At 33.3% G+C, this 26,207-nt stretch carries 34 protein-coding genes; 30 read left to right on the top strand and 4 right to left on the bottom strand.

Annotated elements, in window-relative coordinates; translation table 11 throughout:
* The first annotated feature begins 69 nt into the window (after window positions 1-69).
* The 26 genes from OQK60_RS01325 (at window position 70) to OQK60_RS01200 (ending at window position 17,088) form a co-directional block, all read left to right on the top strand.
* A complete protein-coding gene (locus tag OQK60_RS01325) occupies window positions 70-351 on the top strand; it encodes a hypothetical protein (RefSeq protein WP_297683308.1) in 282 nt (93 codons plus the stop codon).
* 159 nt (window positions 352-510) lie between these two features.
* A complete protein-coding gene (locus tag OQK60_RS01320) occupies window positions 511-1,686 on the top strand; it encodes a Yip1 family protein (protein WP_297683307.1) in 1,176 nt (391 codons plus the stop codon).
* 83 nt (window positions 1,687-1,769) lie between these two features.
* The gene (locus tag OQK60_RS01315; protein WP_297683305.1) at window positions 1,770-2,513 is read left to right on the top strand and encodes a hypothetical protein; all 744 of its coding nucleotides are present in this window, start codon (window positions 1,770-1,772) and stop codon (window positions 2,511-2,513) included.
* An 18-nt stretch (window positions 2,514-2,531) separates the two neighbouring features.
* Window positions 2,532-2,876 (top strand): hypothetical protein, encoded by a 345-nt coding sequence (locus tag OQK60_RS01310; RefSeq protein WP_297683303.1) that lies wholly within the window; start codon window positions 2,532-2,534, stop codon window positions 2,874-2,876.
* A 3-nt stretch (window positions 2,877-2,879) separates the two neighbouring features.
* Window positions 2,880-3,440, top strand: coding sequence for a hypothetical protein (locus tag OQK60_RS01305; protein WP_297683301.1), 561 nt, complete (start codon window positions 2,880-2,882; stop codon window positions 3,438-3,440).
* Between the two features lie 290 nt (window positions 3,441-3,730).
* Window positions 3,731-4,714 (top strand): DNA cytosine methyltransferase, encoded by a 984-nt coding sequence (locus tag OQK60_RS01300; protein ID WP_297683510.1) that lies wholly within the window; start codon window positions 3,731-3,733, stop codon window positions 4,712-4,714.
* Entirely contained in the window at window positions 4,707-5,459 is a 753-nt protein-coding gene (locus OQK60_RS01295; protein ID WP_297683299.1) for a group I intron-associated PD-(D/E)XK endonuclease, read from the top strand. The genes OQK60_RS01300 and OQK60_RS01295 overlap by 8 nt, the downstream gene beginning before the upstream one ends.
* 89 nt (window positions 5,460-5,548) lie before the next feature.
* Window positions 5,549-6,184: a hypothetical protein gene (locus tag OQK60_RS01290; protein ID WP_297683297.1), complete on the top strand. Its 636-nt coding sequence runs from the start codon at window positions 5,549-5,551 to the stop codon at window positions 6,182-6,184.
* Between the two features lie 126 nt (window positions 6,185-6,310).
* Window positions 6,311-6,583, top strand: coding sequence for a type II toxin-antitoxin system Phd/YefM family antitoxin (locus OQK60_RS01285; RefSeq protein WP_297683296.1), 273 nt, complete (start codon window positions 6,311-6,313; stop codon window positions 6,581-6,583).
* The gene (locus tag OQK60_RS01280) at window positions 6,580-6,936 is read left to right on the top strand and encodes a type II toxin-antitoxin system RelE/ParE family toxin (protein WP_297683295.1); all 357 of its coding nucleotides are present in this window, start codon (window positions 6,580-6,582) and stop codon (window positions 6,934-6,936) included. The genes OQK60_RS01285 and OQK60_RS01280 overlap by 4 nt, the downstream gene beginning before the upstream one ends.
* 63 nt (window positions 6,937-6,999) lie before the next feature.
* Complete coding sequence (locus OQK60_RS01275) at window positions 7,000-7,125, top strand: hypothetical protein (RefSeq protein WP_297683293.1); 126 nt, start codon at window positions 7,000-7,002, stop codon at window positions 7,123-7,125.
* Entirely contained in the window at window positions 7,125-7,274 is a 150-nt protein-coding gene (locus tag OQK60_RS01270; protein ID WP_297683291.1) for a hypothetical protein, read from the top strand. The genes OQK60_RS01275 and OQK60_RS01270 overlap by 1 nt, the downstream gene beginning before the upstream one ends.
* A gap of 74 nt (window positions 7,275-7,348) precedes the next feature.
* The gene (locus OQK60_RS01265; protein WP_297683290.1) at window positions 7,349-7,840 is read left to right on the top strand and encodes a hypothetical protein; all 492 of its coding nucleotides are present in this window, start codon (window positions 7,349-7,351) and stop codon (window positions 7,838-7,840) included.
* 35 nt (window positions 7,841-7,875) lie between these two features.
* Window positions 7,876-8,187 carry a helix-hairpin-helix domain-containing protein gene (locus OQK60_RS01260; RefSeq protein WP_297683288.1) on the top strand — a complete coding sequence of 104 codons (312 nt, stop codon included), beginning with the start codon at window positions 7,876-7,878 and terminating at the stop codon, window positions 8,185-8,187.
* Window positions 8,188-8,197: 10 nt separating this feature from the next.
* The gene (locus tag OQK60_RS01255) at window positions 8,198-9,085 is read left to right on the top strand and encodes a cation diffusion facilitator family transporter (RefSeq protein WP_297683287.1); all 888 of its coding nucleotides are present in this window, start codon (window positions 8,198-8,200) and stop codon (window positions 9,083-9,085) included.
* Window positions 9,086-9,142: 57 nt separating this feature from the next.
* Window positions 9,143-10,201, top strand: a complete 1,059-nt coding sequence (locus OQK60_RS01250) for a quinone-dependent dihydroorotate dehydrogenase (protein ID WP_297683285.1) — start codon at window positions 9,143-9,145, stop codon at window positions 10,199-10,201.
* 46 nt (window positions 10,202-10,247) lie between these two features.
* Entirely contained in the window at window positions 10,248-11,504 is a 1,257-nt protein-coding gene (locus OQK60_RS01245; RefSeq protein WP_297683283.1) for a pitrilysin family protein, read from the top strand.
* 6 nt (window positions 11,505-11,510) lie between these two features.
* The gene (locus tag OQK60_RS01240; RefSeq protein WP_297683281.1) at window positions 11,511-11,795 is read left to right on the top strand and encodes a J domain-containing protein; all 285 of its coding nucleotides are present in this window, start codon (window positions 11,511-11,513) and stop codon (window positions 11,793-11,795) included.
* Between the two features lie 93 nt (window positions 11,796-11,888).
* Complete coding sequence (locus OQK60_RS01235) at window positions 11,889-12,233, top strand: hypothetical protein (RefSeq protein ID WP_297683279.1); 345 nt, start codon at window positions 11,889-11,891, stop codon at window positions 12,231-12,233.
* Window positions 12,234-12,420: 187 nt separating this feature from the next.
* Window positions 12,421-13,437 (top strand): hypothetical protein, encoded by a 1,017-nt coding sequence (locus OQK60_RS01230; protein ID WP_297683277.1) that lies wholly within the window; start codon window positions 12,421-12,423, stop codon window positions 13,435-13,437.
* A 184-nt stretch (window positions 13,438-13,621) separates the two neighbouring features.
* On the top strand, window positions 13,622-14,515 hold the full coding sequence (gene dapA / locus OQK60_RS01225) for a 4-hydroxy-tetrahydrodipicolinate synthase (RefSeq protein ID WP_297683275.1): 894 nt from the start codon (window positions 13,622-13,624) through the stop codon (window positions 14,513-14,515).
* A 2-nt stretch (window positions 14,516-14,517) separates the two neighbouring features.
* On the top strand, window positions 14,518-15,312 hold the full coding sequence (locus tag OQK60_RS01220; protein WP_297683273.1) for an enoyl-ACP reductase: 795 nt from the start codon (window positions 14,518-14,520) through the stop codon (window positions 15,310-15,312).
* Between the two features lie 110 nt (window positions 15,313-15,422).
* A complete protein-coding gene (locus tag OQK60_RS01215) occupies window positions 15,423-15,959 on the top strand; it encodes a hypothetical protein (protein ID WP_297683271.1) in 537 nt (178 codons plus the stop codon).
* A gap of 10 nt (window positions 15,960-15,969) precedes the next feature.
* Entirely contained in the window at window positions 15,970-16,338 is a 369-nt protein-coding gene (locus OQK60_RS01210; RefSeq protein WP_297683269.1) for an ankyrin repeat domain-containing protein, read from the top strand.
* A gap of 42 nt (window positions 16,339-16,380) precedes the next feature.
* Window positions 16,381-16,734: a DsrE family protein gene (locus OQK60_RS01205; protein WP_297683267.1), complete on the top strand. Its 354-nt coding sequence runs from the start codon at window positions 16,381-16,383 to the stop codon at window positions 16,732-16,734.
* A 30-nt stretch (window positions 16,735-16,764) separates the two neighbouring features.
* Complete coding sequence (locus tag OQK60_RS01200) at window positions 16,765-17,088, top strand: MTH1187 family thiamine-binding protein (RefSeq protein WP_297683265.1); 324 nt, start codon at window positions 16,765-16,767, stop codon at window positions 17,086-17,088.
* 42 nt (window positions 17,089-17,130) lie between these two features.
* On the opposite strand, the gene OQK60_RS01195 is transcribed toward OQK60_RS01200, so the two are convergent.
* A complete protein-coding gene (locus OQK60_RS01195) occupies window positions 17,131-17,556 on the bottom strand; it encodes an Hsp20/alpha crystallin family protein (protein WP_297683263.1) in 426 nt (141 codons plus the stop codon).
* A gap of 246 nt (window positions 17,557-17,802) precedes the next feature.
* Between OQK60_RS01195 and OQK60_RS01190 the strand changes: the two genes are divergently transcribed.
* Window positions 17,803-20,214 carry a Lon protease family protein gene (locus OQK60_RS01190; RefSeq protein WP_297683261.1) on the top strand — a complete coding sequence of 804 codons (2,412 nt, stop codon included), beginning with the start codon at window positions 17,803-17,805 and terminating at the stop codon, window positions 20,212-20,214.
* A gap of 18 nt (window positions 20,215-20,232) precedes the next feature.
* Here the strand turns inward: OQK60_RS01190 and OQK60_RS01185 are convergent, their stop codons facing one another.
* Both OQK60_RS01185 and OQK60_RS01180 read right to left on the bottom strand, forming a co-directional pair.
* Window positions 20,233-20,985 carry a slipin family protein gene (locus OQK60_RS01185; RefSeq protein ID WP_297683259.1) on the bottom strand — a complete coding sequence of 251 codons (753 nt, stop codon included), beginning with the start codon at window positions 20,983-20,985 and terminating at the stop codon, window positions 20,233-20,235.
* A 3-nt stretch (window positions 20,986-20,988) separates the two neighbouring features.
* Window positions 20,989-22,293, bottom strand: coding sequence for a nodulation protein NfeD (locus OQK60_RS01180; protein ID WP_297683257.1), 1,305 nt, complete (start codon window positions 22,291-22,293; stop codon window positions 20,989-20,991).
* Window positions 22,294-22,424: 131 nt separating this feature from the next.
* Between OQK60_RS01180 and OQK60_RS01175 the strand changes: the two genes are divergently transcribed.
* The 3 genes from OQK60_RS01175 to OQK60_RS01165 all read left to right on the top strand — a co-directional run bounded on the left by OQK60_RS01175 (window position 22,425) and on the right by OQK60_RS01165 (window position 24,707).
* Window positions 22,425-23,033: a DUF2459 domain-containing protein gene (locus tag OQK60_RS01175; RefSeq protein WP_297683255.1), complete on the top strand. Its 609-nt coding sequence runs from the start codon at window positions 22,425-22,427 to the stop codon at window positions 23,031-23,033.
* A gap of 170 nt (window positions 23,034-23,203) precedes the next feature.
* On the top strand, window positions 23,204-23,683 hold the full coding sequence (locus OQK60_RS01170) for a host attachment protein (RefSeq protein ID WP_297683253.1): 480 nt from the start codon (window positions 23,204-23,206) through the stop codon (window positions 23,681-23,683).
* 61 nt (window positions 23,684-23,744) lie between these two features.
* Complete coding sequence (locus tag OQK60_RS01165) at window positions 23,745-24,707, top strand: MBL fold metallo-hydrolase (protein ID WP_297683251.1); 963 nt, start codon at window positions 23,745-23,747, stop codon at window positions 24,705-24,707.
* A 65-nt stretch (window positions 24,708-24,772) separates the two neighbouring features.
* On the opposite strand, the gene OQK60_RS01160 is transcribed toward OQK60_RS01165, so the two are convergent.
* Window positions 24,773-26,206: a trehalose-6-phosphate synthase gene (locus OQK60_RS01160; RefSeq protein ID WP_297683249.1), complete on the bottom strand. Its 1,434-nt coding sequence runs from the start codon at window positions 26,204-26,206 to the stop codon at window positions 24,773-24,775.
* Window position 26,207 lies beyond the last annotated feature (1 nt).

Here is a 26,207-nt window from a genome sequence, read left to right as displayed (position 1 = left end):
AACGCAGGAGCCAATAGTTTACCCTAGCGGGAAAACTATTGCTCTCCTTAAACGTTAATGGAGCAAAATATGATAAAAAGACAAGATGGATTAATAGAATACTTAGAAAGTATTCTTGATAAAATAGATGATAGTGCGGCAAAAGGTATAGCAAAACTTGCTATTGACAAAGGAATAGATACTTTGAGTGAAAAACAGGAGTATACACTAGAAGAAGGAATATCAGACTTTCTTATGTATGAGTGTCCAAACTGTGAGGAACCAATCAGTTATGAAGATATGGAAATAGATATTTATAATGGTAAATGTTCTTATTGTAATAATAGATGGGAAAAGATGCAAAGAGAGTAAACATAAAGACCATTAACAAATCGTAGCAACAAAAATATGTTACCACAGCCGAAAAAAATTTCAAGAACTAAAGATATTTAGTTCCCATTGTAAAATTTAATCAAGCACAAAAGCTGGTAACATATTTTTGTACTCGACCGTTATATCAAAAGGATTTAAATGAGAACAGGACTTTTAGTAGGAGTTTTCCTTAAATATATTATTGCTTTATTACCAGTTATTTTAATTATTTTTTCAAAATTAGTATCTGGCAAAACAAAAGTAAAATGGGCTTTAGCTGTACTATTAATACCATATGTTTTAAAGGAAATGGTTTATGTAATTGTTATGCTCCAAGGAGATGCATTGCAAATGCATGGTTCTATAGTTTTAGGTGGATGGGCACCTGCTATTCCATTGATTTGGTACATTTCTGCATGGAGTATCTATTTTTATTTCAAAATAAAATATGGAAGTCCTAAAATAAAAAAACGAACAAAGATAATTGCAGGAATTCTATTGACAATTTTAGTTGTTTGGGGTTTAGTATTTGTATTTAATACCTACAAGGAACAAGAAGCAAAAACAATATTGAAATGTGGAACAGAAAAAATATTTACAAAAAATCTACAATCAAATAAACTTTATTTTACAAGTAACCATATAAGTAAAAATGCTTCTTCACGTTATATTGGAAATTTAGATGGTGATGATATTATTTTAAAAAATGACAACTATCAAAGAACAATAAAAAGATTAAAAGCTTGTTTGAAATTCTCAGATGAGCTTAATATAATTTATCCCAAGGATTCAATTTATAATAAATCTTGGGGATGGGAAAAAGATACATATGATGTTAACAGCAAACTATTGTTTAGTAGTGAAGAATCAGTGTGTCCATCTGATAAATCTGACAAGCGTGAAAAGGATGAATATGAAAAGTGGACAACTCAATATGGTGATCATAGTATAAAAACTAATAGCGATAGTTTCGTGTTTGATGTCAACAATACATCACATACGGTTAAAGCAGAGACCATTGAATTTAGCCAACATTTTATAGGAACTACTTTTTCAACAAATGAAAATAAATATATATTTAGAACATCAATCGATGACTCATCTAAAATTATTTTATGGAAGTTCTCAAAAAATGGAGACTTTATAAAAGAAGTCCATATAAAACTTCCAAAAAATGTAATTATAGTGGCGGGTAGAGGGTACTATATCAGTCACATTAAAATAGATAAAGACAAAATACAATTTAGATTATATGAAAGATATCGTAGTAATCAAGACCGCGGTTGGAAAATCATGTGTAGTTATCACACGCTTGAAATAGAGAATAAGATATAACAAATACGAGGAGCGTAATACTAAACCTAAAGCGGTTTAGTATTGCTCACGATAAACGTTATGTATAAAAAATAAGAGGTTGTATGAAAAAAACATTAATTTTTTTAATTTTTCTGTCAATATCAATAATATTCTTTGAATATTATTTTTATTGTTTAATTCCTGAAAAACTTTTAATGCCTCTTGTTGGAACTAATGCAATCGTTGTGACTTTAATTTTGGCATATATTTCTTATTCTCAATGGCAAAAAAGCAGACTAGAAAATGAAGTATTAAAAGAACAATTAAAATTAATTATAGAATATTTAAATTATATGCAAAAAAATTACAATTCATCTACTCTACTATCTAAAAAAGAAGATAAAATATTATTAAGCAGTTTTATACCATTCTCTATAATTAATTATAATTCATTACTAAATTTAGAAAGTACGAAATATATTACTCATCAGTTTAAAACTAAAGAATTACATTGGCAATGGTTTAATGAGGTTAACAACGATATAATTTATAATCCATTTTTTCCAAAACGATTATTTGAGATTATTATTCAATTGGACACAAAAAAATATTTTATGCTTAATGATTTTGGTAGCCATTGGTGTTTTAAGCAAACTAATTGTGCTCCAGAAAACCAACTAGTTCTTTTACAGGGACTTGACAAGGAAGAGTTAAATACGAAAATGTTAAAACTTCCCTATAAAAATGACTACTTGCGAGTTTCAGATATTATTAGTATTTATGAAGAATTTAACACGGAATTAGAAAAATGGCTAAAAAAGAATAATATTAATATAAATTTAAATATAAAGCACAATTACACATAACAAATCATAGGAGCACTAATGAAGAAAATAGCTGTAGTAATTGTAATTTTATTAGCCTTATTAGTTGGTGCAACCAGCTTAATCAGAAATGTAGGTGAAAATAATATCAAAGAAGAATGCATATTACTTATTAACGATAAAGAAAGCGACTTTCCATCTTTTGGAATAGCAATGTATGATAGGATGGAAGAATTAGCTAAAAATATAAAGCCTGAAAATAGAAATCACAACTTAAAAGGTTTGACAAAATTAGAAGTTATGATTAATATATGTCAACAGACTGAAGAATATGACAAAATAAATGGTTCAACAACAGAGAATTTTGATAAAGCTATCTATAAAATTTTAATGAAAGACAACTAATAGATGGATTACTTTAATCATAATACATTTGTAAATCATTATAAAACGGCAGAGTTTCTTTTTGATAGTGCAAAATTAAATAACGAGGGGCAATTTTATAATTTAGTTTCATGTATCTCATTTTGTGCTTTTAGTCTAGAAGCATATATAAATCATCAAGGATTTATTGAGCAAAATGAAGAGTGGAATAAATGGGATTCAGATGAGCACCCTTGCTTTAAAACTAAAGTAAAAAAGCTTGCTGAAATTATTCATTTAGATATCGACTTTAATAATGATATATTCTCAATCATCACTCCATTATTTCAATTTAGAGACCTTATTGTTCATGGACATAGTGAACAAGTTATAAAAAAGGTCAAGAATCCACAAAATAATACAAAAGGTGCTATGTTAAATCTATCATCACATATAGATAAATTTTGTACTATTAAAAATGCAGAAGTGATACTAAAAAACACTAAAGAAATAATTGAGCAGTTCCATGAACAGAGTCAATCTGATATTTCAAAAAGTAGGCTGTTTAGCCTTGGCAATGGCAGTTACGCTGTAAAAAGAACATAACAAGTACGAGGAGACGCAATAATTTACCCTGCGGGAAAATTATCGCTCACGATAAACGTTATAACCACAAAAATTATTTAAAGCATATTAGCTTTTTATATACAGTTGATTTTCTTAACAGACTATTCAAGAAAAAAAAGATAAAATATACAAATAAAATAAATATTGCAAATTGTCATATTTATTACAAAATATCAAAATTAAGGATATAGTAGGCACAAAAAGGATATTACATGACAAAGATGATTGATTCACAAATGTTATTCAATTTTGATGCTGAAAATAGAAGTATGACAAAAATAATTAGTTCAAATATTAGAAAACAAGAAGTTAAAAAACTAACTTTAGGTGGTCTATTTGCAGGCATTGGTGGAATTGAATTAGGTTTTAAAAAAGTCGGTTTTGATATTTCATGGGCTAATGAAATAGATAAAAATGCTGCTATAACTTATAAAGCAAATCACAAGCACAAATTATTTGAAAAAGATTTAAAAGATTTAAAAACAAGTGAAGTTGAAAAAATTGATATATTGACAGGTGGATTTCCATGTCAAGCATTTTCTGTAGCTGGTCACAGAAAAGGATTTGAAGATGACAGAGGAAATTTATTTTTTGAGATATTAAGATTTATTGATGACTTGGAACCAAAAATTATATTTTTAGAGAATGTAAAAAACTTACAAGGACACGATAAAGGAAACACCTTTAAAAGAATATTGAAAGAACTGGAAGACAGAGGCTTTCATGTCAAAAATAAAGTATTAAATAGTTCTGAATATGGAAATACGCCGCAAAATAGAGAAAGAATATATATTGTTGGCTTTAAGGATGAAAAAGTATTTAATAATTTTGAATTTCCTAAGCCAAAAAAATTAACTAAAAAAATAGAAGATTTAATAGACAATGAAGTAGAAGAAAAATTTTATTATACAAATAGTAGATACTATAAGCAATTAAAAGAAGAAATGAAAAATAGAGATACTATTTATCAATGGAGAAGAGTTTATGTTAGAGAAAATAAAAGTAAACTTTGTCCAACCTTAACAGCAAACATGGGTACCGGTGGTCATAATGTTCCATTAATAATTGACGATAAAGATATTAGAAAATTAACACCAAGAGAATGTGCTAGATTTCAAGGTTATGACGATAATTTTATTTTAAGTGATAAACTTGCAAATTCACATATATACAAACAAATTGGTAATTCTGTTACAGTCCCTGTAATTGAAGCAATTGCAAAAAAAATCAAGGAAGCTCTTAAATATGGATGAAAATGAATTAGTACAAGAATTAATAGATAAAAATTATGTGAAAAGCAAAGTAAAAGAAATTGCTCTTTCACATGGATTGACTGAAGCTCAATTGAAAAAATTCTACAGTATGAAGTTCTTTTCAGAAATTGCAGAAGATTTAGATTTACAAGAATTAGCAAATTTAAATATAGAAGAAATTGCATCAAAGGTATCTGATGAAAAACAACAAAAATTTAAGTTTATCAAAACTGAACTAAAACATATTATTGAAAAATCATTATATATTGCTATGACCAATGGATTTCCTGTAAATATAAATGATATAGAGAGTGGTGTTATGACAGCAAATGCTGGAGATAGTGCTGAGTTTATTTTTGTTGCTCGTGCAATACTTGCAGGATTTAATTGCAGTAGTGTTGATGTCCGTAGTAGTCGCTATGATGCAATCATTGATTACAATAATAAACTCTTGAGAGTACAAATTAAAGGAATTAGTACAGGAAGCAATATTAGCTTTAAAGACAGAGACAGAGGTGGACAAGGTATAGACCACACTCATGCAACAAACATAGGACAGCGGATTACATCCGAAGATTGTGATATTTATGTTGCTGTAGATAAACAAGTTGGAATATGCTATATCGTTCCAATGCCTTGGGCAGATTCATTAAGTTTAGAAGATTGCCAAAAAGTAAAATTAACTGATATTCCCCATTATAAAGAAAATTGGGATGTAATCAAAGAATTAACTGCTTCAGACTAAAAAGTTATAACAAAACCTTGGAACTAATAAATTTTCTCTGAAAATTTACAGTTCAAGTCGACCGTTAGACACCATTAGGAAAGAACTGAATGAGACAACAACTTACAAAATATGAAATCAGACTGGAAATGCTAAAAGAATGTTATCAAAAAATAGAATCATTTAAATTAGAAATAGACTTACCAGAAGACTTATTAAATAGTTTAGTTGGTTCATATGATAATTTACAAAACGACCATAAGCTTACTTCAATAATAAAAGAAAGTTTTTTTATATCAAGAGAACTAATTGACTTTGTTATTAGTAAGTTGGCTTACGAGTTTAAAGGCACTATTTCAAATGATTTTACAAAATTTATGACAGGACTAGCTAATGGAAATTATTCAGAACTAAACAATTCTTGTATAAACTATTTATCTCAACCTAGTATTATTCGTGGACTAATAATGATAAGAACAATACGAAATAAAATGAAAAAAGATCTCGATTTAACATTTCATTGTAAAAATCAAAAAGAATTAGAAATTACATTAGAAGTAGACATACCAAAAAAACTCAGAGATAATATAACTAAGTTCGATGAGATTATGAATATAAAAAATAGAGATTTAGTTACAGATAAAAGTGAATTAAAAACAATTAACTATACATTATTCCCACGCAACTTAATAAATGATTTCATAGTTATTTTTGACAAAATGAAACATGAATGCGGTATGAAATAATGTCTAACAAAACGCAGGAGCCAATATGAAACCCCAAGCGGTTTCATATTGCTCTCCTTAAACGTTAACATCACATTTGCATATTAAGTCTTAATTTGGTACAATAAAAGGACTGAAGGAGATTTTATGCAAATTGTAAATGATATAAAGCCTGTTACCTATCTAAAAAGTAGAGCAGCTGATGTTCTAAAATATATCAATGAAACTCATAGACCTATGATAATCACACAAAATGGTGAAGCTAAAGCTGTTATACAAGATCCAAAAAGTTATGAAGATATGAAAAATGCTCTCGCTATAATGAAGCTTCTTTCATTTGCAGAAGAAGATATTAGAAGTGGAAATCTTCATGCTGAAGAAGATGTTTTTAACTCTGTTGAAGAACTCCTTAGTAAATGAGTAAAATTTATAAAATTAAATGGACTTCAAATGCAAAAGAAGACCTTTTAAATATTGTTGATTATATCAAAAAAGATAATTTAAGTGCTGCAAGAAAAATTTATGAACAAATAAAAGAAAAAGCACAATCTAGCAACTTTTTTTCTTTAAGAGGCAGAGTGGTTCCTGAACTTCTAAAAGAAGGTATAACTATTTATAGAGAACTGATTGCACAACCTTACAGAATAATGTACAAAATTGAAAATGACACTGTTTATATTATGGCTATTTTTGATTCAAGACAAAATGTAGAAGAGTTGTTATTACAAAAACTACTAAGAGGACATATGCTAACAAATCATAGGAGCAAATAAGTTACTTAGCGGTCACTTATTTGCTTTATTATTGCCTATTTTAACACCGCGGTTGACAACATTATGAAAAAAGCAATCAATATTCGTATAGATGAAATGATTTCTGACAAAAGAATTGATGAACTAAAGGCTGGAAAAACTGAAGTTTATTCACTTGAAGAGGTAGCACAAAGACTTGGTCTTAATTGATGTTCAAAATCATTATTCCAAAAGCTGCCTTTAAAGAGCTAGAGAAAATAGACTCAAAAAACCAAAAACTACTTTATTTAAAGATAAAAGAGAATGATATTTTAGTCATAACGCTTATCAGAATTGCTCATATAAAAGAAGTATATTAAAGTTTACATAAAGCCTTATATATTTAAGCTTCTTAAATATATAATACCTCCTATCTACTAATATAAGATAATAAATGGAACTCGATTCAGACAAAATTATATATTTCAGCGCTATTTTTATATTTTTGGCTCTGTTTTTATGGATACATCTTATACCATTTTTGATTAGTTTAAGAATTATAAAATATTTGAAAGACAAAAATAAAAAATATTCACCATATATTCTTTTAGCCATCGTGTCTCTAGTCCCGACGCTGTTTTTTTTATATTTAATTTATTTTGCTTTTACTTGTGGAGATACATGTTTTAGCTGGCTTTTTTTATCAATGTCGCTTCTGCCTGTATTGATTTTTTCCATAATTAATCAAAATATTAGAAAAAATATTCACAGAGACCATTCTATGCAATCACTAAAAGACAACTTGCTTTTAAAAGAAGAACAAGCTAAAAAGAACAAAGAGCGCCTCAAAAAAGAACTAGAAAAAATTAAAAAAGAACGAAAAGAAAAATACGCCAAAGAAGTGGAAGATTTTATGAGAGCAAGAAAAGAAAAATACGGTAAATAAACAGTTTAAATATACAAATATGGAGCTTCTGATAAATGAAAAATCCTAATCGTAAAACAGTATCAAAGTTAGAGCATCTCCCAAACATTGGCAAAAAAATGGCTCACTATCTAAATATGGCTGGTATCCAAACTCCTCAATCTTTAATTAAAAAAGATGCTTTTGACTTATATGCTAAACTATGTAAAAAGATTGGTAAAAAGCTTGATCCATGTATCATAGATGTATTTATATCAGCCATTGATTTTATGGAGGGAGGAGAACCTAAAGCATGGTGGGAGTTCACAGATGAACGAAAGCGAACTTTCAGGGAGAATGTTACGAAGATAGCAAAGAAATTTTCATAAGGAAAGATATTTGAGTCATAACCACCACCATCATGACCTAGAAAACATGGGCGATAGTCGTTTACTCTGGGCGATTGCTATCAATATGCTTTTGACATTAGCGCAAATCATTGGTGGTATCATCTCTGGAAGTCTCTCTCTTATTGCAGATGCACTTCACAACTTTAGTGATGCAGCTTCACTTTTAATCGCCTTAGTAGCACGCAAGATAGGAAGAAAACCAGCAGATTATTTTAAAAGTTTTGGATACAAACGAGCTGAGATAATTGCAACTCTTATAAACCTTGTGACCCTTGTTATTGTTGGTATATACTTGATATATGAAGCATTATGGCGTCTATATGAACCACAAATCATAGAGGGTTGGATGGTAGTGATAGTAGCGAGTGTTGCGCTTATTGTTGACATTATCACAGCCATATTGACCTACAGTATGTCAAAAAACAGCATGAATATGCGTGCGGCTTTTTTACACAATCTCTCAGATGCACTAGCTTCCGTTGGTGTAATTGTTGCAGGTACTCTTATCTTGATGAATGAGTGGTATTGGAGTGATACCATATTGACACTTATAATTGCGGCATATATTCTCTATCAGGCTGCAACGCTATTACCTCAAACAATTCATATTCTTATGCAAGGCACTCCTAAAAACATCAATATAGATGATGTTACTAAAAAGATGCAAGAGATTGACGGAGTTATTGAGATTCATCATCTGCACCTTTGGCAATTGGATGAACATAAAAATGCTCTTGAATCCCATGTAGTGCTTGAAAATTTCAATAATGTACAAGAGATAAAAGAGAATTTGAAGCAAGTGCTAAAAGAGCAGTTTTCTATTGTACATTCTACTTTAGAGTTTGAAGTGCAGCACTGCAAAGATCAATATTGCTAACTCTTAACCTTTTTTCAGTATAATCACTCAACTATATAAAGCTAAAGAGATAACTAAATGATAAACTATCAAAGCATAAAGCCTCTGTTATTTAAACTACAGCCCGAAAACGCTCACCATGTAGCGGAATGTGTACTTAGACTTCCTAACATCTGTCAGATTCCTTTTAACTCTTTTTTAGAGTCTCACTTCGTCACAAACGATATTTTGACTCAAGAGCTGTTTGGTCGTACATTTCTAAACCCTGTCGGACTCGGTGCCGGGTTTGATAAAAACGCTACTATGATTCGCGGTATGCAGGTTTTGGGATTTGGTTTCACAGAGATAGGTACAGTTACGCCTAAAGCGCAAGAAGGCAATCCAAAGCCTAGAATGTGGCGACATGTAGAAGAAGAAACTATCCAAAATGCTATGGGTTTTAACAACGAAGGTCTGCTGAAAGTACAAAAGAGATTGAAGCAGCGCTATCCTTTTACGACTCCTATCGGTGTAAATATCGGTAAAAACAAGGTAACGCCTGATAGTGAGGCTATAAACGACTACACAACTCTCATAAAAGCTCTTCACGCTCTTGGTGACTACCTTGTCATAAATATCTCTTCACCAAATACTCCGGGGCTTCGCGACCTCCAAAACGAAGAGTTCATCACTAGACTTTTTGCAGAGGCAAAAGCCATAACAGATAAGCCGATTTTACTAAAAATAGCTCCTGACATGTCGATAGAAGATGCAGTAGCACTTACGACTATGGCGGTTGAAAAAGGAGCTGACGGTATCATCGCGACAAACACGACTGTTGACTACTCGCTTGTAAAAAGTCCTTACGACAAAGGCGGACTCAGCGGTGCAGTACTCAAACAAAAAAGTTTTGAAATATTTGAAGCTATAGCCAAAGAGCTTTACGGAAAAACTACACTTATTTCTGTTGGCGGAATAGATTCAGCAGAAGAAGCATACAGACGCATAAAAGCAGGTGCTTCACTTGTTCAGATATTAAGCGGTCTTGTTTTTCACGGTCCTGACATGATTATGAACATCAATAAAAAGCTTACAGAGCTCATAAAAGCTGACGGATACTCAAATATCACTGAAGCTATAGGTGCGGATAGAAAATAATATGAAGATTTTCATAGCACTCATACTAATTTTAGGAAATTTAGCAATGGCAACATCACTACCAAAGTACGAAACAAAGACTCTAAAGAATGGACTGCAGATAGTTGTAATCCCTCTAGAGAACTCAACTAATGTTATAAGCACAGATATATTTTACAAAGTCGGAAGCAGAAATGAAGTTATGGGTAAAACCGGAATAGCTCATATGTTGGAGCATATGAACTTCAAATCTACAAAGAATTTGCCAGCCGGTCAGTTTGACAAAGAGGTAAAAGGCATAGGCGGTATAAACAATGCATCGACTAGTTTTGACTACACTCACTACTACATAAAATCAAGCACAGATAATCTCTCTAAGTCACTATCCCTTTACGCTGAGCTTATGCAAAACCTTAAGCTAAAAGACAAAGAGTTCCAACCTGAGCGAGATGTTGTTGCAGAAGAGAGACGCTGGAGAACAGAGAACAATCCTCTTGGTTATCTTTACTTTGCACTGTTTAACAATGCCTATACATACCATCCTTACCACTGGACACCTATCGGTTTTATGAACGATATCCAAACATGGACACTCCAAGATATTAAAGACTTTCATAAGACTTACTATCAGCCAAACAATGCCATCTTAATGGTTACCGGTGATGTTGACCCCAAGGAAGTGTTTAAAAAAGCTAAAAAAGAGTTTGATAGCATTAAAAATGGAACTAAAATTCCAGAGTTTAAATTTGTAGAGCCTGAACAAGATGGACCAAAAAGAGCGACTATATATAAGGACTCTGAAGTAGAGATGGTAGCCATAACTTTTCATATTCCTAATTTTAAAAGTAAAGATCAGGTTGAGCTGAGTGTCATCTCAGAGATTTTGTTCTCTGGAAAAAGCTCAAGACTATATAAAGAGTTAGTAGATAAAAAGCATCTTGTAAACAGTGTATATGCATATAATATGGAAAATATTGACCCAGGTCTTTTTATATTTTTAGCTACATGTAATCCAGGGGTAAAAGCTGAAGATGTTGAAAAAGAGCTGATTGAGCAGATAGAACTTATAAAAAACAAGCAAGTAACCAAAGCTGAACTAGACAAAGTCAAAATCAACTCTAAAGCTGATTTTATCTACTCACTAGAAAGCTCGACTTCTGTTGCAAACCTTTTTGGAAGTTATCTTGTTCGCGGAGACTTACAACCTCTTTTAACATACGAAGAAGACATTGAAAAAGTAACTCAAAAATCAGTTAAAGAAGTTGCAAATAAGTACTTTGACTTCAACAAATCAACTACAATGATTCTCAAAAAAGGCGAGTAAATTTTTTTGGTTACATACGCAGAATTTGAACAAGCCGTAGAAACACTTGGGCTTATTGGTGTAGAAACCAAAGATGACATAAAAAAAAGATACTTAAAACTATCTCGCAAATACCACCCAGACATGCCTGATGGCTCAGTTGAAAAATTTCAAGAAATAAATAAAGCGTATAAAATTTTAAATGCTTATATAAATAATTTTAAATTTAGATGCACAAAAGAAGAGTTCGCAAATCAGCACCCATTTTCTCTCGGAGACACGGAATGGCTTCATAAACCAAAGAACACCTAGTAAACCAACCATAAAAGTTATTTAATGTTATAAACAATAGCTATTTTAAGTTTAAAAGATATATAATATTTTAAAACATACAAGGAGTTTATGATGAAAAAAACATTCATAGTGTCTGCTTTGGCAGCTGCCCTGCTTTTAACAAGTACATCAGTTTTTGCAGCTGATCGAGTTTATGGTTCTGAGCTGATGACACAGCAAGAGCGTAATAAACATAGAAATCAATTGCGTTCAGCTAAAAATGAGCAAGAGAGAGAACAAATTCGTAAAGAACATCATGAGCGCATGAAAGAGAGAGCCAAAGAGCGTGGTCTCTCAATGCCTGACGAAGTACCTGAAAGAGGCGGTAGAATGAATTCTGGCGGCGGAATGGGTTCTGGACAAGGAATGGGCTCTGGCGGTGGAATGGGCCCTGGTGGCGGCGGTGGTCGCAGATAGTTTTAAAAAAGGGCTTATTTGCCCTTTTGCTATTTCACCCTACTAAACCTATCTTTATAACTATGCTTCAAACACAACTCTTGCACAACTTTAAAACTTAACACATTACTAAGTAATTTTGTATTTGTATGGCTTAAAAAACAAAATTTGCTTATAATTAGATTTATTATATTTTTAAGGAAATAAAGTGAGACCGATAAAAAATTATTTGATTTTTGTTGCTGCATTAATAGCACTCTCATCAAATACTCAAGCCTATGAAGCAAAGACTGTTCATGAACCACTCTTAAATACAGCACTAACAATCTACAATGAATGTTTTCCAGGTGATACGATGTATGACATTGTCGAAGATGCAAAAAGCAGAGTTATAGCTGGAAACATAGCAATGGATGAAGGCTTGAAATTTAATATATTCGATGTGCTCTCTTTAAGGGGAGAAAAGGTTTTTTCTAAAGCCAAACGCCCATTTAACTGGCACTTTTACAATCCCAACAAAGAAGACATGTCGCGTGCAGGTTTAGTTGAGCAATCACATATTAGATTGTGGCAAGGTTTAAAAGATGGGCTAAAGTCTAATGAGAAAAATTATAATAAACTACTTTTTATCGGAGGTCTTATTCATTTGGTTGAGGACATAACCAGTCCTGCACATGTAGTGCCTGTTTACCACGGTCCGACAGTTATCAGCGTTATCGGTCCTAAAACACTTAAGCCTCTCGTCACATATATGCAAGAGTATAAAGATAAATATAAACACATGATAAAAGACAATATAGACTATATCGCACCCGATACTCAGCGTCTTTTAAATGAACTACAGCATGATAATCTTCTTTGTCATGAGATAGATACAAACAGTGAGACTTTAGAAGAGATACGCTTCAATGCGGCAACTAAAACACTCAATCTTTTAAAACAAGAAATACCCGAGTGTCCAAATTTTACATGGCAAGAGTTTTGGACACCACCTAAGAGCGATGAATATTTTGGAAAATATTACATTAAAAACAACTCCCCGCTATTTGGTCAAGAAGGCTTAATGACACTAGAAAACGGTTCTACATGTAAGTTTAAAGAAAACGATCCTAGATATGAAGATTTTGTTTATTCTTTACACCTAAACGCAGTAAAAGCAGACTTAAAACTGCTAAACTGGAGCACAAAAAATATTTTAAAAAGAGATAAAAAATCACAGTTTTAATTTTTGTATTGGTGTAATATTTTATTAAACATATGAGTTGTTGCTCTCAAACTTTGAAGGTTTGCTCAACTCAGTAAATATATATAATATTTATTGTTGATAATTATGTCCAATAATGATTTTAATTTCCTTCGTTTAAAACTTTTTAGCTATAATTGCGCATTATTAAAACAAGGGTAATTAGATGAATATTGTAACAGGTTCTTCAACAGCACTTATCACTCCGTTTAAAAATGGGAAACTTGATGAGCAGGCTTATGCTGCACTAATCAAACGTCAAATAAATAACGGCATGAACGCGGTATGTCCAGTTGGAACAACCGGCGAAAGTGCTACTTTGTCATACGATGAAGACAAAAGATGTATGGAAATTGCAGTTGAAGTTTGTAAAGGAACTAATACTAAAGTTCTTGCAGGTGCTGGAAGCAACTCAACATCTGAAGCTATAAACGCTGCAAAAAATGCACAAGAGTGTGGTGTTGATGCTATATTTTCAGTTGCACCTTATTATGTAAAACCATCTCAAGAGGGGCTTTACCAACATTACAAAGCAATTGCTGAGTCGGTGCCAGATTTGCCATTTATGCTTTACAATGTACCTGGTCGCACAGTTGTTGACATTGAAGCAGATACTGTTATTAGACTTTTTGATGATGTTAAAAATATATATGGAATTAAAGAAGCTACTGGAAGCCTAGAGCGTGCAGTTGAACTTCTTTCTCGTCGTCCTGAACTTAAAGTATTTTCTGGTGATGATGCTATTGACTACCCAATTTTAGCAAACGGTGGAGCAGGAATAACCTCTGTTACTTCAAACTTAATGCCTGATTTAAAAAGTGAATTAGTAAAACTAGCACTTGAGGGTGATTTTGCAGGTTCAAAAGCCATAAATGACAAGTTATACCCACTTAACTCGGTTATGTTTTGTGAAGCTAACCCTATCCCCATAAAAGCTGCTATGTATATTGCAGGATTGATAGAAACTCTAGAGTATAGACTTCCACTTCTTGCGCCAAGCATTGAGAATATGAAAAAAATCGAAAAAGTTATGAAAAATTATGAGATCAAAGGACTATAAAAATGGCTGAACAAACCACAGGACAAACAATGAAAGGCAAGACTTTATTTGTTAGCGGAGGAACTCGAGGTATTGGTAAAGCAATCGTTTATGCATTCGCCCAAAAAGGTTGTGATGTAGCATTTACTTACGCTTCAAATGCAGATACTGCAAATGAGATTATCGCTGACATTGAAGCAAAACACGGCGTAAAATGTAAAGCTTATAAACTAGATATCATGGAGCCGTTAACTTACAAAGATGTGTACAAAGAGTTTGATGAAGACTTCGATAGACTTGACTACTTTATCTCAAATGCAATCATATCCGGTCGTGCTGTTGTTGGTGGATTTGCTCCATTTATGAGACTTAAGCCAAAAGGTCTTGGCAACATCTATACAGCTACTGTTGAAGCTTTTGTTGTTGGCGCTCAAGAAGCAGCTAAGCGCATGGAAGCAGTTGGCGGTGGAAGCATAATAAGCATGAGTTCTACAGGTAACCTTGTTTACACTCCAAACTATGCGGGTCACGGCACAAATAAAGCAGCTGTTGAGACAATGGTAAAATACGCTGCTGCTGAACTTGGTGAGAAAAATATCCGTGTTAATGCTGTAAGCGGTGGTCCAATCGACACAGATGCACTTAAAGCATTTCCTAATTACGAAGAGGTAAAAGGTGAAGTAGTCAAACGCTCACCGCTTAGCCGTATGGGTGAGGCTACAGACCTAACTGGTGCATGTATCTTCTTGTGTGAAAATGGCTCATCTTGGTTAACAGGACAAACTATCGTTGTTGACGGTGGAACTTCATTTCAATAAATAAGCTCCGCCTCTTTTGAGGTGGATTTTAAAACTACTATAACTCAAGTTATCATTTAATATACCAATGTATAATACACGCTACATGTAAAACATTAAAAGGAAAAACAATGATGAAATCATTTAAAATAACCGCTCCCCTTCTATTAGTATCTCTACTTTTCTCAACTAGCGCCATAGCAGCGCCCAATTTACCGCCTCCAATTGCTGATGTAGTTGAAATGGAAAAACTTGCCGGTGATCCAGGTCCATTTGTAGCAAAAGAAGATTTTCCAAAAGGCTATTTACTAATAACTAAAAATCTGCCTTTTTTAGTCGGCTTATCACTTTACAATTCAAACTCTTCAAACCTTGAGTTAACAAAACAACAGATAGCTGCACTAGTAAATATTCAAAAAACAGTAATGCCTCAAATGGCAAAAGTAGCTATTAAAATCAAAAAACTTGAGCTTGAAATAGTTAGTGACATAGCATTACAATACAACGATGTAAAAGCTGAGAGTTTTTTTGATAAAGTAGATGAGATAGCAAAATTAAGAGCTGAGCTAACCAAGTCACATCTTAGATGTATAACAAAAGTTAAAACTATTTTAACGGCAGATCAATACGAAGAGTTACTTGACTACGGTATAGTCAATATGTTTTAAAGGGCAATAAATGAATACCTTTGAGAAATTTGAAAAAATAGTTTATGATAATGATTTTAATGCTTTTAAAACAGAAGTTGAAAAACTAGATGACATAAATATTCAAAACAAGTATGGATGGACTCTTCTTCATATTGCCATCAGGAGAGACAGAAGAGAGATGGTCAGTTTTTTACTTGAAAATGCTGCAGATATTAACAGAGTTGATGGCGTTGGCTGGACTCCTCTTATGGAGGCTATTATGGATGATATGCCAGATTTAGTATCTCTACTAGTTGAGAGTGGTGCTGATAAGAGCATTGCCAATGCTAGAGGAGTTACGGCTCCTATGCTTGCACAAAAGTTTGAGAGAAGCAACATGTACGAGTATTTAAAGTAGAAAAACAAGAAAGTTGAAAATAAGTAACTCAGGGAATAAAGTATGATAACTATAATATTAAACCACCAGCCCTATGATGGAACTGATGTAACTTGGAATGCTTTACGCTTGGCAAAGACACTTCATAAAAATGGCGAAGATGTAAATATATTTTTAATGAATAATGCAGTTGATTTAGCAAGAGACAAAACCACAAAACCAGACAGTTATGACTATGACTTAGTAGATATGCTTAAAAAAATGTATGCTGATGGAGTTAATCTTCAAGTATGCGGTACATGTAATGCACGATGCGGTATATTCAAAAATGAGCCCTACTTCGATGATAAAATATCTTCAACTATGCAGATTTTATCTGATTGGGTAATTAAGAGTGACAAAGTACTAACTTTTTAGTACGATTGATTAAAAAATGAAGGAAATCAAATGAGTGTTTTATTAGAGTTTAGTATGTTCCCGACATCGCCTGATGGCAGAGAAGGTGCTTCTGTATCTGCGCAAGTCAGCAAGGTAATAGATGCTATAGACAAGTCTGGTGTTGCATACCAATTAACACCGATGGGAACCGTAGTTGAAACAAAAACTATGAAAGAAGCCTTAGCAATTATAGAACTGGCTTATGAACAACTAAAAGATTGTGAGCGAGTATACTCATCTCTGAAATTTGATATCAGAAAAAATACAAAAAACAGACTAAAAACTAAAATAGCTTCAGTTGAAAAAGCTATAGGTAGAAAAGTAAATCATTAAATAAAAAATAAGGCACGAACTTTCTCGCGCCTTGAGTTTACTTTACTTAACTTTAATTTTTTTCTTATCATTTTTTGTGGTTAACTTTGGAATAGTCACTTCAAGAACACCGTTATCACATGAAGCTTTTATATTCTCAGCGTCAACGCCTTTTGGAAGTGTAAAGCTTCTTTGAAACTTGCCATAACTACTCTCTAACTTGTAGTAGTCATCTTTTTGCACCTCTTTTTTATGCTTTCTTTCTCCGGAGATAGTTAAAATATCATCTTTTGTCTCAACAGAGATATCCTCTTTTTTTACACCTGGCAAATCTGCTTCTATATGGTATGCGAACTCACCTTCTCTTGTATTTACAACCGGTGAAAAACCAGATAATTCACCCTCTTCACTCAAGGAAGGAAAACCGACAGAGATTTTTCTCTCCAACTCTCTTAATTCTTTAAATGGATCGTATTTAGTTAAAAACATAATAAACTCCTTTTACATTTATACCTGATTGTACTTCGTACAACCTAAAACGAATATTAATAATTTATAATTAACAATTAGTAAATATTTCTACATTATTATATTCTAGTTAAATAATACAAATTAATATTGAATAACTTTTTGTATAAACTTGTAAGCATATTTAAGCTCTATTTTTGAAAGTAGAGGTATAATTTTTCATAAACCTAGATTAAATATATTTTATTGATTGTTCAAAGGGGTAATATGCTTAAGTCTCTAGAGTCTTCACAGCTATATAATACATGTGATACTTCACTTTTTTCATTTAAAACTACAAAAGAATTAGAACCACTAGAACAATTTATAGGTCAAGAAAATGCTCTAAAAGCAGTTGATTTTGGTACAAATATCCAGCAAGACGGCTATAATTTATTTGCCATGGGTCCATCAGGAAGTGGTAAGCACTCCACTGTAATGACTTTTTTACAAGCAAAAGCAAAATCTGAAGCAGCTCCAAGTGATTGGTGTTATGTAAACAACTTTAAAGATAATCAAAAGCCGGTGGCGATAGAACTACCGGCCGGTCAAGCATACTCGTTCAAAGATGATATAGATGAGTTAATAGACATGTTAAAATCTATCCTGCCTACAGTTTTTGAAAGTGACAACTACCGAAATGAGAGGGAGTTGATAGACCAAAAATATATTGATTTACAAACAAGCATTTTTACTTACCTGCAAGAAGAAGCAAAAAATTACGATGTTGCTATGAATAGTTCATCGCCTTCCCGCGTAACTTTTGTACCAATCGTCGATGGTAAAAAACTATCTGCTCAAGAGTTTCAGGCTATAGAAGGCGAACAAAAAGAAAATATCAAAAAAAAGATGACTGATTTTGAGGCCATTGTAAAAGAGCAGCTGCACAAAGTGGGTGAACTAAACAAAGCTATATTAAAAGAGTTTAAAGAACTAGACAAAAAGACTACACAAGAGGCTGTAGAATCACTCATAGATGAAGTCAGACTGAAATACAAAAATTATGAAAAGATTGTAAGCTATATTGATGCACTGCAAGAGGATGTAATACATAATGTACAAGACTTTTTAGCTAAAACAGATGATATTAGCGTTCCTCCTTTTATGCGTGAATTTTACACCCCTTCTTTTGCCAGATACAGAGTAAATCTTTTTATTTCACAAAACAATAATAAATCAGCACCTGTAATATACGAAGATAATCCGATTCATCAAAATCTTATAGGTAAAGTCGAACATATTTCACAAGTTGGTACGCTTGTTACAGACTTTAGCATGATAAAACCTGGCGCACTACACAAGGCAAGTGGTGGTTACCTGGTTTTGGATGCCAGAAAGCTGCTTATGAAGCCTTTTGCATACGAAGGTCTAAAGCGAGTTTTACGCGCTAAAGAGATACGAATAGAGTCGATGGCACAAGAGTACTCTCTAATCAGCACTACTTCTTTGGAACCTGAACCAATCCCCGTTAATACAAAAGTTGTTCTGATAGGCGAAAGAATAATATACTATCTTTTATACCATTACGATCCTGATTTTAAAGAACTTTTTAAAGTCAATGCCGACTTTGAAGATGAGATGCCGCGCAATGATAAAAATCTTGACTTATACGCAAGGATGATTGGTACAATCGCTAAAAACAACGAACTACTTCCACTTAATGCTGAGGCTGTTGCAAGAGTCATAGAGCAGAGTTCACGAGATGTCTCACACAGCTTGAAGTTTTCTACTCACATCGGTACGATTGCTGACCTTTTAAAAGAGGCTGATTACTACTCGAAAAAATCAAAGCACAAATCGATTAAAAAAGATGATATTGAAAAAGCATTAAGCAGTCAAATAGAGCGTAAAAACCGCATTCAGTTAAAGTTGTATGAACAGATAGACGAAGGCACCATCATGATAAATGTAAGCGGTGAAAAAGTCGGTCAGATAAATGCATTAAGCTACATATCTATTGGCGGTCATCAGTTTGGTATCCCATCACGCATAACTGCCAGAAGTCGCATTGGTAAAGGTGAGATAATAGATATCCAGCGCAAAGTAGAACTAGGTGGTCCTATCCACTCAAAAGGAGTCATGATACTGAGTGCCTATCTTGGGTCTAAATATGCAAAAGAGCTTCCTTTGAGCCTATCAGTATCTTTAGCGTTTGAGCAGTCTTATGGGATGATAGAGGGTGACAGTGCCTCATCAACAGAACTCTATGCTATCATATCATCTATTTGTGAGGTACCCATAAAGCAAAATATAGCCGTTACGGGTTCCGTCAACCAATTTGGTGAGATTCAGCCAATCGGCGGTGTAAATGAAAAGATAGAAGGGTTTTTTGATATCTGTATGAAAAAGAATTCAAAAGCTTTTTATGGTGTCATTATCCCCCACACAAATGTAAAGCATCTTATGCTAAAACCTGAAATAGTCGAGGCAGTTAAAGAAGGCAGTTTTGCTATTTATGCTGTTAAGTCCATTGATGAAGGGATTTCAATTTTAACAGGTATCGAAGCTGGCAAAGCAGATAAAAAAGGAAAATTTCCAAAAAAATCTATTAACGGCATGGTCGTGGCACATTTGGAAAAATTCTCCAAGACACTAAGAGAGTTTTCTCACCCAAAAGATAATAAAAAAATTCATCAGTAATGTTGGCAGATTGCTATTTTAAGCACCCTTAAAAAACTTACTAAACTCTGTCGGAAACGGGAAAACAAGTGTATTTGTTTTATCGCTAGAAATATCACTCATTGTCTGAAGATATCTAAGCTGTATTGCTAAATCATTTTGAGAAAGTTTCTCGGCTGCTAAAAGTATGTTCTCACTGGCTTCAACTTCACCTTTTGCATTAATAACTTTTGCACGGCGCTCACGCTCTGCTTCAGCCTGCTTAGCAATAGCACGAACCATACTCTCATCAAGGTCTATATGCTTAATCTCAACATTGGATATCTTAATCCCCCATGCATCAGTCTGTTTATCAAGGATTTCTTGAATATCATGATTAAGTCGTTCTCTCTCAGCAAGCATCTCATCTAACTCATGTCCACCAAGTACAGAGCGCAGGGTTGTCTGAGCAAGTTGGCTTGTCGCTGTATAAAAATCTTCCACCTGAATAATAGCTTTTTGAGGGTCTATAACACGAAAATATACCACAGCATTGACATGTACTGATACATTGTCATGAGAGATAACATCTTGAGTGGGAACATCAAGAACGATAGTACGAAGATCAACCCTGACCATCTGTTGAATAAATGGAATCAATATAATAAGCCCAGGTCCCTTTATCCCTGTAAAACGCCCAAGTGTAAAAACTACACCGCGTTGATACTCCCTTAAAATACGAATAGCCATTGCTAAAAAAACAATGACAAATACAACTATGTATATTCCTGTAAATGGTAAATCAATAAACATCTTTTACTCCTCAATTGGTTTAACTTTTAAAATAAGACCGGATAATTCAACAACCTGAACACTCTGCCCGACCGACAACTTTGTCTCACTTGTTGCACTCCATGTCTCACCGTGACAATGTACTAAATAACCACTATCATTGGATTTGATTACCTCTGCTGTGGTGCCAATCATCTCCTCTTCACCTGAGACTACTTTGGCCGACCTTGAGCTTACAAAGAGTCTCACGACTAAAATAAAAAAAGCTAGACTTGAAACACTAAAAGCAATGATTAAAGGGATAGAGACACTGCTGCCAAGCGTATCAGCATCAAACAGTAAAAACGAGCCAAAGGCGAAGGAGATAACACCTCCTATACCTAAAATTCCAAATCCTGCGATAAATACTTCTGATATCATAAATACAATGCCTAAAAGTATTAAAAGTAAGCCTGCATAATTAAAGGGTATCATGTTTAATGCATAAAGTGCAATCACTCCGGATATAGTTCCAATAACTCCGGGAATTATCGCACCGGGATTCATAAGTTCAAAGAAGATACCATATATTGCAAGCAGTAAAAATATATATGCAATGTTTGGATTTGTAATTATAGACAAAAAGCGTGTCTTCCAATCAGCTTCGTATAACTCTATAATAGCACCCTCGGTTTTAAGTGTGATATTCTTACCGGATATAACTACTATCTTGCCTTGAAGTTTATCTAGCAACTCTTTAATGTCCTCGGCAACAATATCAATAACACCATACTTCAATGCATCCTCGGCAGATAAACTTTTAGACTCTTTAACAGCAGATATAGCCCATGTTACATTGCGGTCATTAAGCTCGGCCAAACTTTTTATATAGGCAATAGCATCATTGACTGCTTTTTTCTCAAGAGTAGATGTCGTACTTGTATTTGAGTCTTCAATTTTTGCAGAAGAAGGCATTAAGCGCACAGGAGTTGCAGCACCAAGATTAGTTGCTGGTGCCATAGCTGCTATATGGGAAGCATAAAGAAGATAAGTTCCGGCACTAGCAGCATGTGCACCTTTTGGATAAACATATGTAATGACCGGAATTGAAGAATTTGTAATTTCTTGAATCATCTCGCGCATTGATGTAGATAGGCCGCCCGGCGTATCCAACTCTATTAATACTGCCTGTGCATTTTGACCCGCTGCATAAGCCATACCCTCTTTAATGTAACTACTGCCAGCTGGACCTATAGCACCTTGTATCTGCAGTTTTATAATTGTAGAAGTATTAGCTAAAAGCTCCACTGACAAAAAAAGTAATAAAGTTAATATCAGCAATCGTTTCATTTTGTATACCTCGTTTGTCATTATCTAACAATAATACATAATATCAACTGATATATTCCAAGTAATTGTAACAAAGTTAAATAGTTTTAAAAAATCAATACAGATGGTATAATTGTGGTTAAGAGGTGCATATGCAGACTTTAAAAACAGCAGTTGTGATCATATTTTTGCTCCTGTCCAGTTCTATTTTTGCAGACGACAAAAGAGATATCTTTGTTGTAAATCATGGATGGCATGCAGGTATTGTTCTGAGAATGATTGACATAAATAGTTCTGCATGGAAAGTTGATCCTTTTTTTAAAAAGCACAAATATATAGAAGTCGGCTGGGGAGATGAGGATTTTTACAAAAGTTCAGACCCATCACTTTGGATGACATTAAAAGCAGCGCTTATTCCTACTTCGAGTGTTTTACATGTCAGAGCACTCAGCATGCATGATTTAAGCACTTTTTCAAAAGAGAATGTGGTAAAAATAAGCATATCCATAGAAGCTTTTACAAAACTTTTAACATTTATAGACAGCTCTTTTGCAAAAAAGGATTCCAAATCCATAGTGCTCTCCGACGGATTATTTCCAAACAGCTTTTTCTATCTCTCAAGTAAAAAATACCATATATTTCAAACATGCAATGTCTGGACAGCACAAGCACTACAGAGTGCGGAAGTAGATATATCATCTTCTTTCACCATTACAACCGATAATCTTTTTAATCAAATAAGTGATTTAGATAAGAAATAATCATCATACATTACATGTCATTTTAAAATTGGCAGAAATTTTAAGCTTTTGCAAAATCAAGTCAAAAGCGAAGTTTTAACTATTGGTAAAAAGAGGTATTATTTGTGTTAAAAAATTTTAAGCTCATAAGTAGTATCATATGTATAATAACTACGAAATAGGAGTTTATCATGAATTTTAACGGACATATAATAGTTGTCGGTGACCTTGGGCAGCTAAAAGCATATAGAATTTCTAATATAAAAAGAGTTGACAGACATGAGAGTATGCAAGTCAGTCATGCGCAACATCGTGGAACTGAAAAAGAATCCACAGTAGCGGAACTTATTTTTGATATTGACTATATTGCGGCACACAGTAGGATATCCGAGCAAATGAGTGATAAAGCAGGCAGATTGGGTAATTCATCCGGTGAATCTCATAATGCAGAAATTGAAAAAAAGAACAGCATATTGAAACAAATCAGCAATGACATTGCTTCAATTATCAAAAAAGAGTCACCGCCTCAGTGGCATCTCGCCTTTCCAAAAGCAGACAATAACAAACTAAACGAAAAGTTAGATTCTCAGATCAAAAAGATTTTAAAGAAAAATATACCGGCAGATTTAACAAAAATTGACAAAAGCAAGCTATTGTCTCATTTTGAGTGATACATACTAAGTTTGAATACTTAAAGCTCGCCACTTTATAAATTTTTGCATGGAGTAGTCGTTGAAACTTACATTTTTAGGTACAAGTGCCGGAAAACCGACAAGAGATAGAAGTGTGTCTGCTCTGGCATTGGAGCTGGACCAAGATAACAAATGGTATCTTTTTGATTGCGGAGAAGGCACACAGCGCCAGATTATGCAAAGCAGATTACACACAGGAAAACTAGATGCTATTTTTATCACACATATGCATGGAGACCATTATTATGGTTTGCCGGGACTAATCTCTACAAAAAAGCTTGATATGGCTTTAAACCCTCTAAGCATTTACGGTCCAAAAGGAATTAAAAAATTTTTAGAATGTGCTGTAGATATTTCTGAGGATAATCTTGGGTATATCCTAAATATCATTGAATATACTAATGAGCAAGAGTTTGAATTTGAGAAATTTTCACTAAAAATCTTGCCCCTTGTCCACTCTAAAGATAGTTCAGCTTTTTATATCAAAGAAAACGATATCAGCAATAAACTTGATGAAGAAAAACTAAAAAAAGCCGGACTAGAAGCATCACCTCTTTGCGGCGAATTAAAAAAAGGAAAAAGAATCACCTTTGAAGGCAGAGAGTTTGAGCCTGAAGAATTAATGCTTGAGACGATATACGGAAGGTCTGCAATTATAGCCGGCGACAACTCCAAGCCTGATATTTTAGGCAATTATCTACAAAATCTTGATCTCTTGGTACATGAGTGTACCTATACTCAAGAAGTATACGATAACTTGCAAAAAAAGGTTATGCACACCACAGCAAAAGATCTTGGTGTCACAGCTCAAAAAAAGAACATAAAAAATCTAATCGCCAACCATATAAATCCACGATACAACAAAAATAATACTTTAGATGTAGATACAATATATAATGAAATAAAGTGCAACTATGACGGCAAGCTATTTATTGCGGATGACTTTGATGTATATTATCTAAACAAAGAGAAATTTCTTTCTAAGATTTCTTTACTTGACTAATACCACACACCCTCATCAATATTGCCTCCGAAGCCCCGAAAGTCTCTTCTGATATCTTGAATGGTCTACTTTTTTACAGCCTTTAAAAAAGAGTCAACCCACCAAAAAACATCAAACTTTTTAATATTATTTTGCATATTTTCCATCCGTTTTCGCTTTTCTTGAGCTTTCATAGAGAGAGCTTTTTTAATAGTATTGACGACAGACTCTTCATCATATGGATTAACTATGAGTGCATCATCTTTAAACTGGCATTTAGCCCCTGCAAACTCGCTGAGTATCAACACTCCGTCTTTGTCTATATTTGCAGCACAGTACTCCTTGGCTATCAGGTTCATCCCATCTTTTAAAGGAGTAACAAGAGCAATCTCAGAAGCTCTATAATAAGCAAGAAGTTCTGTTCTGCTTAATGAATCGTAGCTGTACTGAATAGGAATCCATCCAAGTTGGCTAAACTTGCCGTTTATCTCACCTATGAGTTCTTCTATCTCACTTTTAAGCTCTGAATATTTGTCTATATCTTCTCGACTCGGTATCATAATCTGCATCAATTTAATTTTTGTTCTCAATTTCGGGTTTTTAGCCAGAAGCGACCTGTATGCCCTAAGTCTTTGTGGTATTCCTTTGCTGTAGTCTAACCTATCTATTCCTAAAATAAATTTTTCTCCTGCATAGCTGCTCTTTATGTCATTGGTAATTCTTGTAACCTCTTTACTTTCAGCTTGAGTAGAAAATTCATTATAATCTATACTGATTGGAAAGACTCCGACTTTGTGCCTCGTGTTTTTACTTACAACTGTAGTTATATCAAGCTCTTTATCATAAAAAACAGCATCTTCTATCAATGCTTCAATAACTTCCAAAAAATTATTCTTATCTAGCTCTGTATGAAAGCCTATCAAATCGTATGACAACAGTGCAGTTATAATCTCCACGCGCCATGGCATACGGTTAAAAGTCTCCAAGGGAGGAAAAGGAATATGAAGAAAAAAAGCCATATTGTTTTTTATACCACTTTTTCTCAACTCTATAGCTGTATTAATCAAATGATAATCATGAATCCATATGAAATCATCTGCCATAAGATTTTTCATAATCGTAATAGCAAATATCTTATTTACTTTTTGATATGCTTTATAAGAGTTTAGTTTAAATGTACAGTAGCCAGGCATATTATGAAAAAGCGGCCAGAGTGTTTCATTGGAAAATCCTTTATAATAAAGTTCATAATCATTCAAACTTATATCTACAGGTCTGTACTTATAATTTAAATCTTTTTCTTCTTTTTTTAGCAGTTCATTGACCCCAACATCTTCTTCTAAATAGTTTCCTGCCCAGCCAACCCATACTCCAGAATATTTTTTCAACACCGGTGTCATGGCTGTAACAAGCCCTCCGGATGCATGACTCAATTTGTAGCTGCTGTCAATAGATTTTTTCAATATAACAGGAAGTCTGTTTGAAGCAATAATCAATCTGCCTTTTTTTAAGTCTTGCATA

It is taken from the genome of Sulfurimonas sp. (genome assembly GCF_026196735.1).
Taxonomy (GTDB): Bacteria; Campylobacterota; Campylobacteria; order Campylobacterales; family Sulfurimonadaceae; genus Sulfurimonas.
The sequence above is the reverse complement of the archived record's forward strand: the minus strand, read 5'-3'. Positions and strand labels throughout refer to the sequence as shown.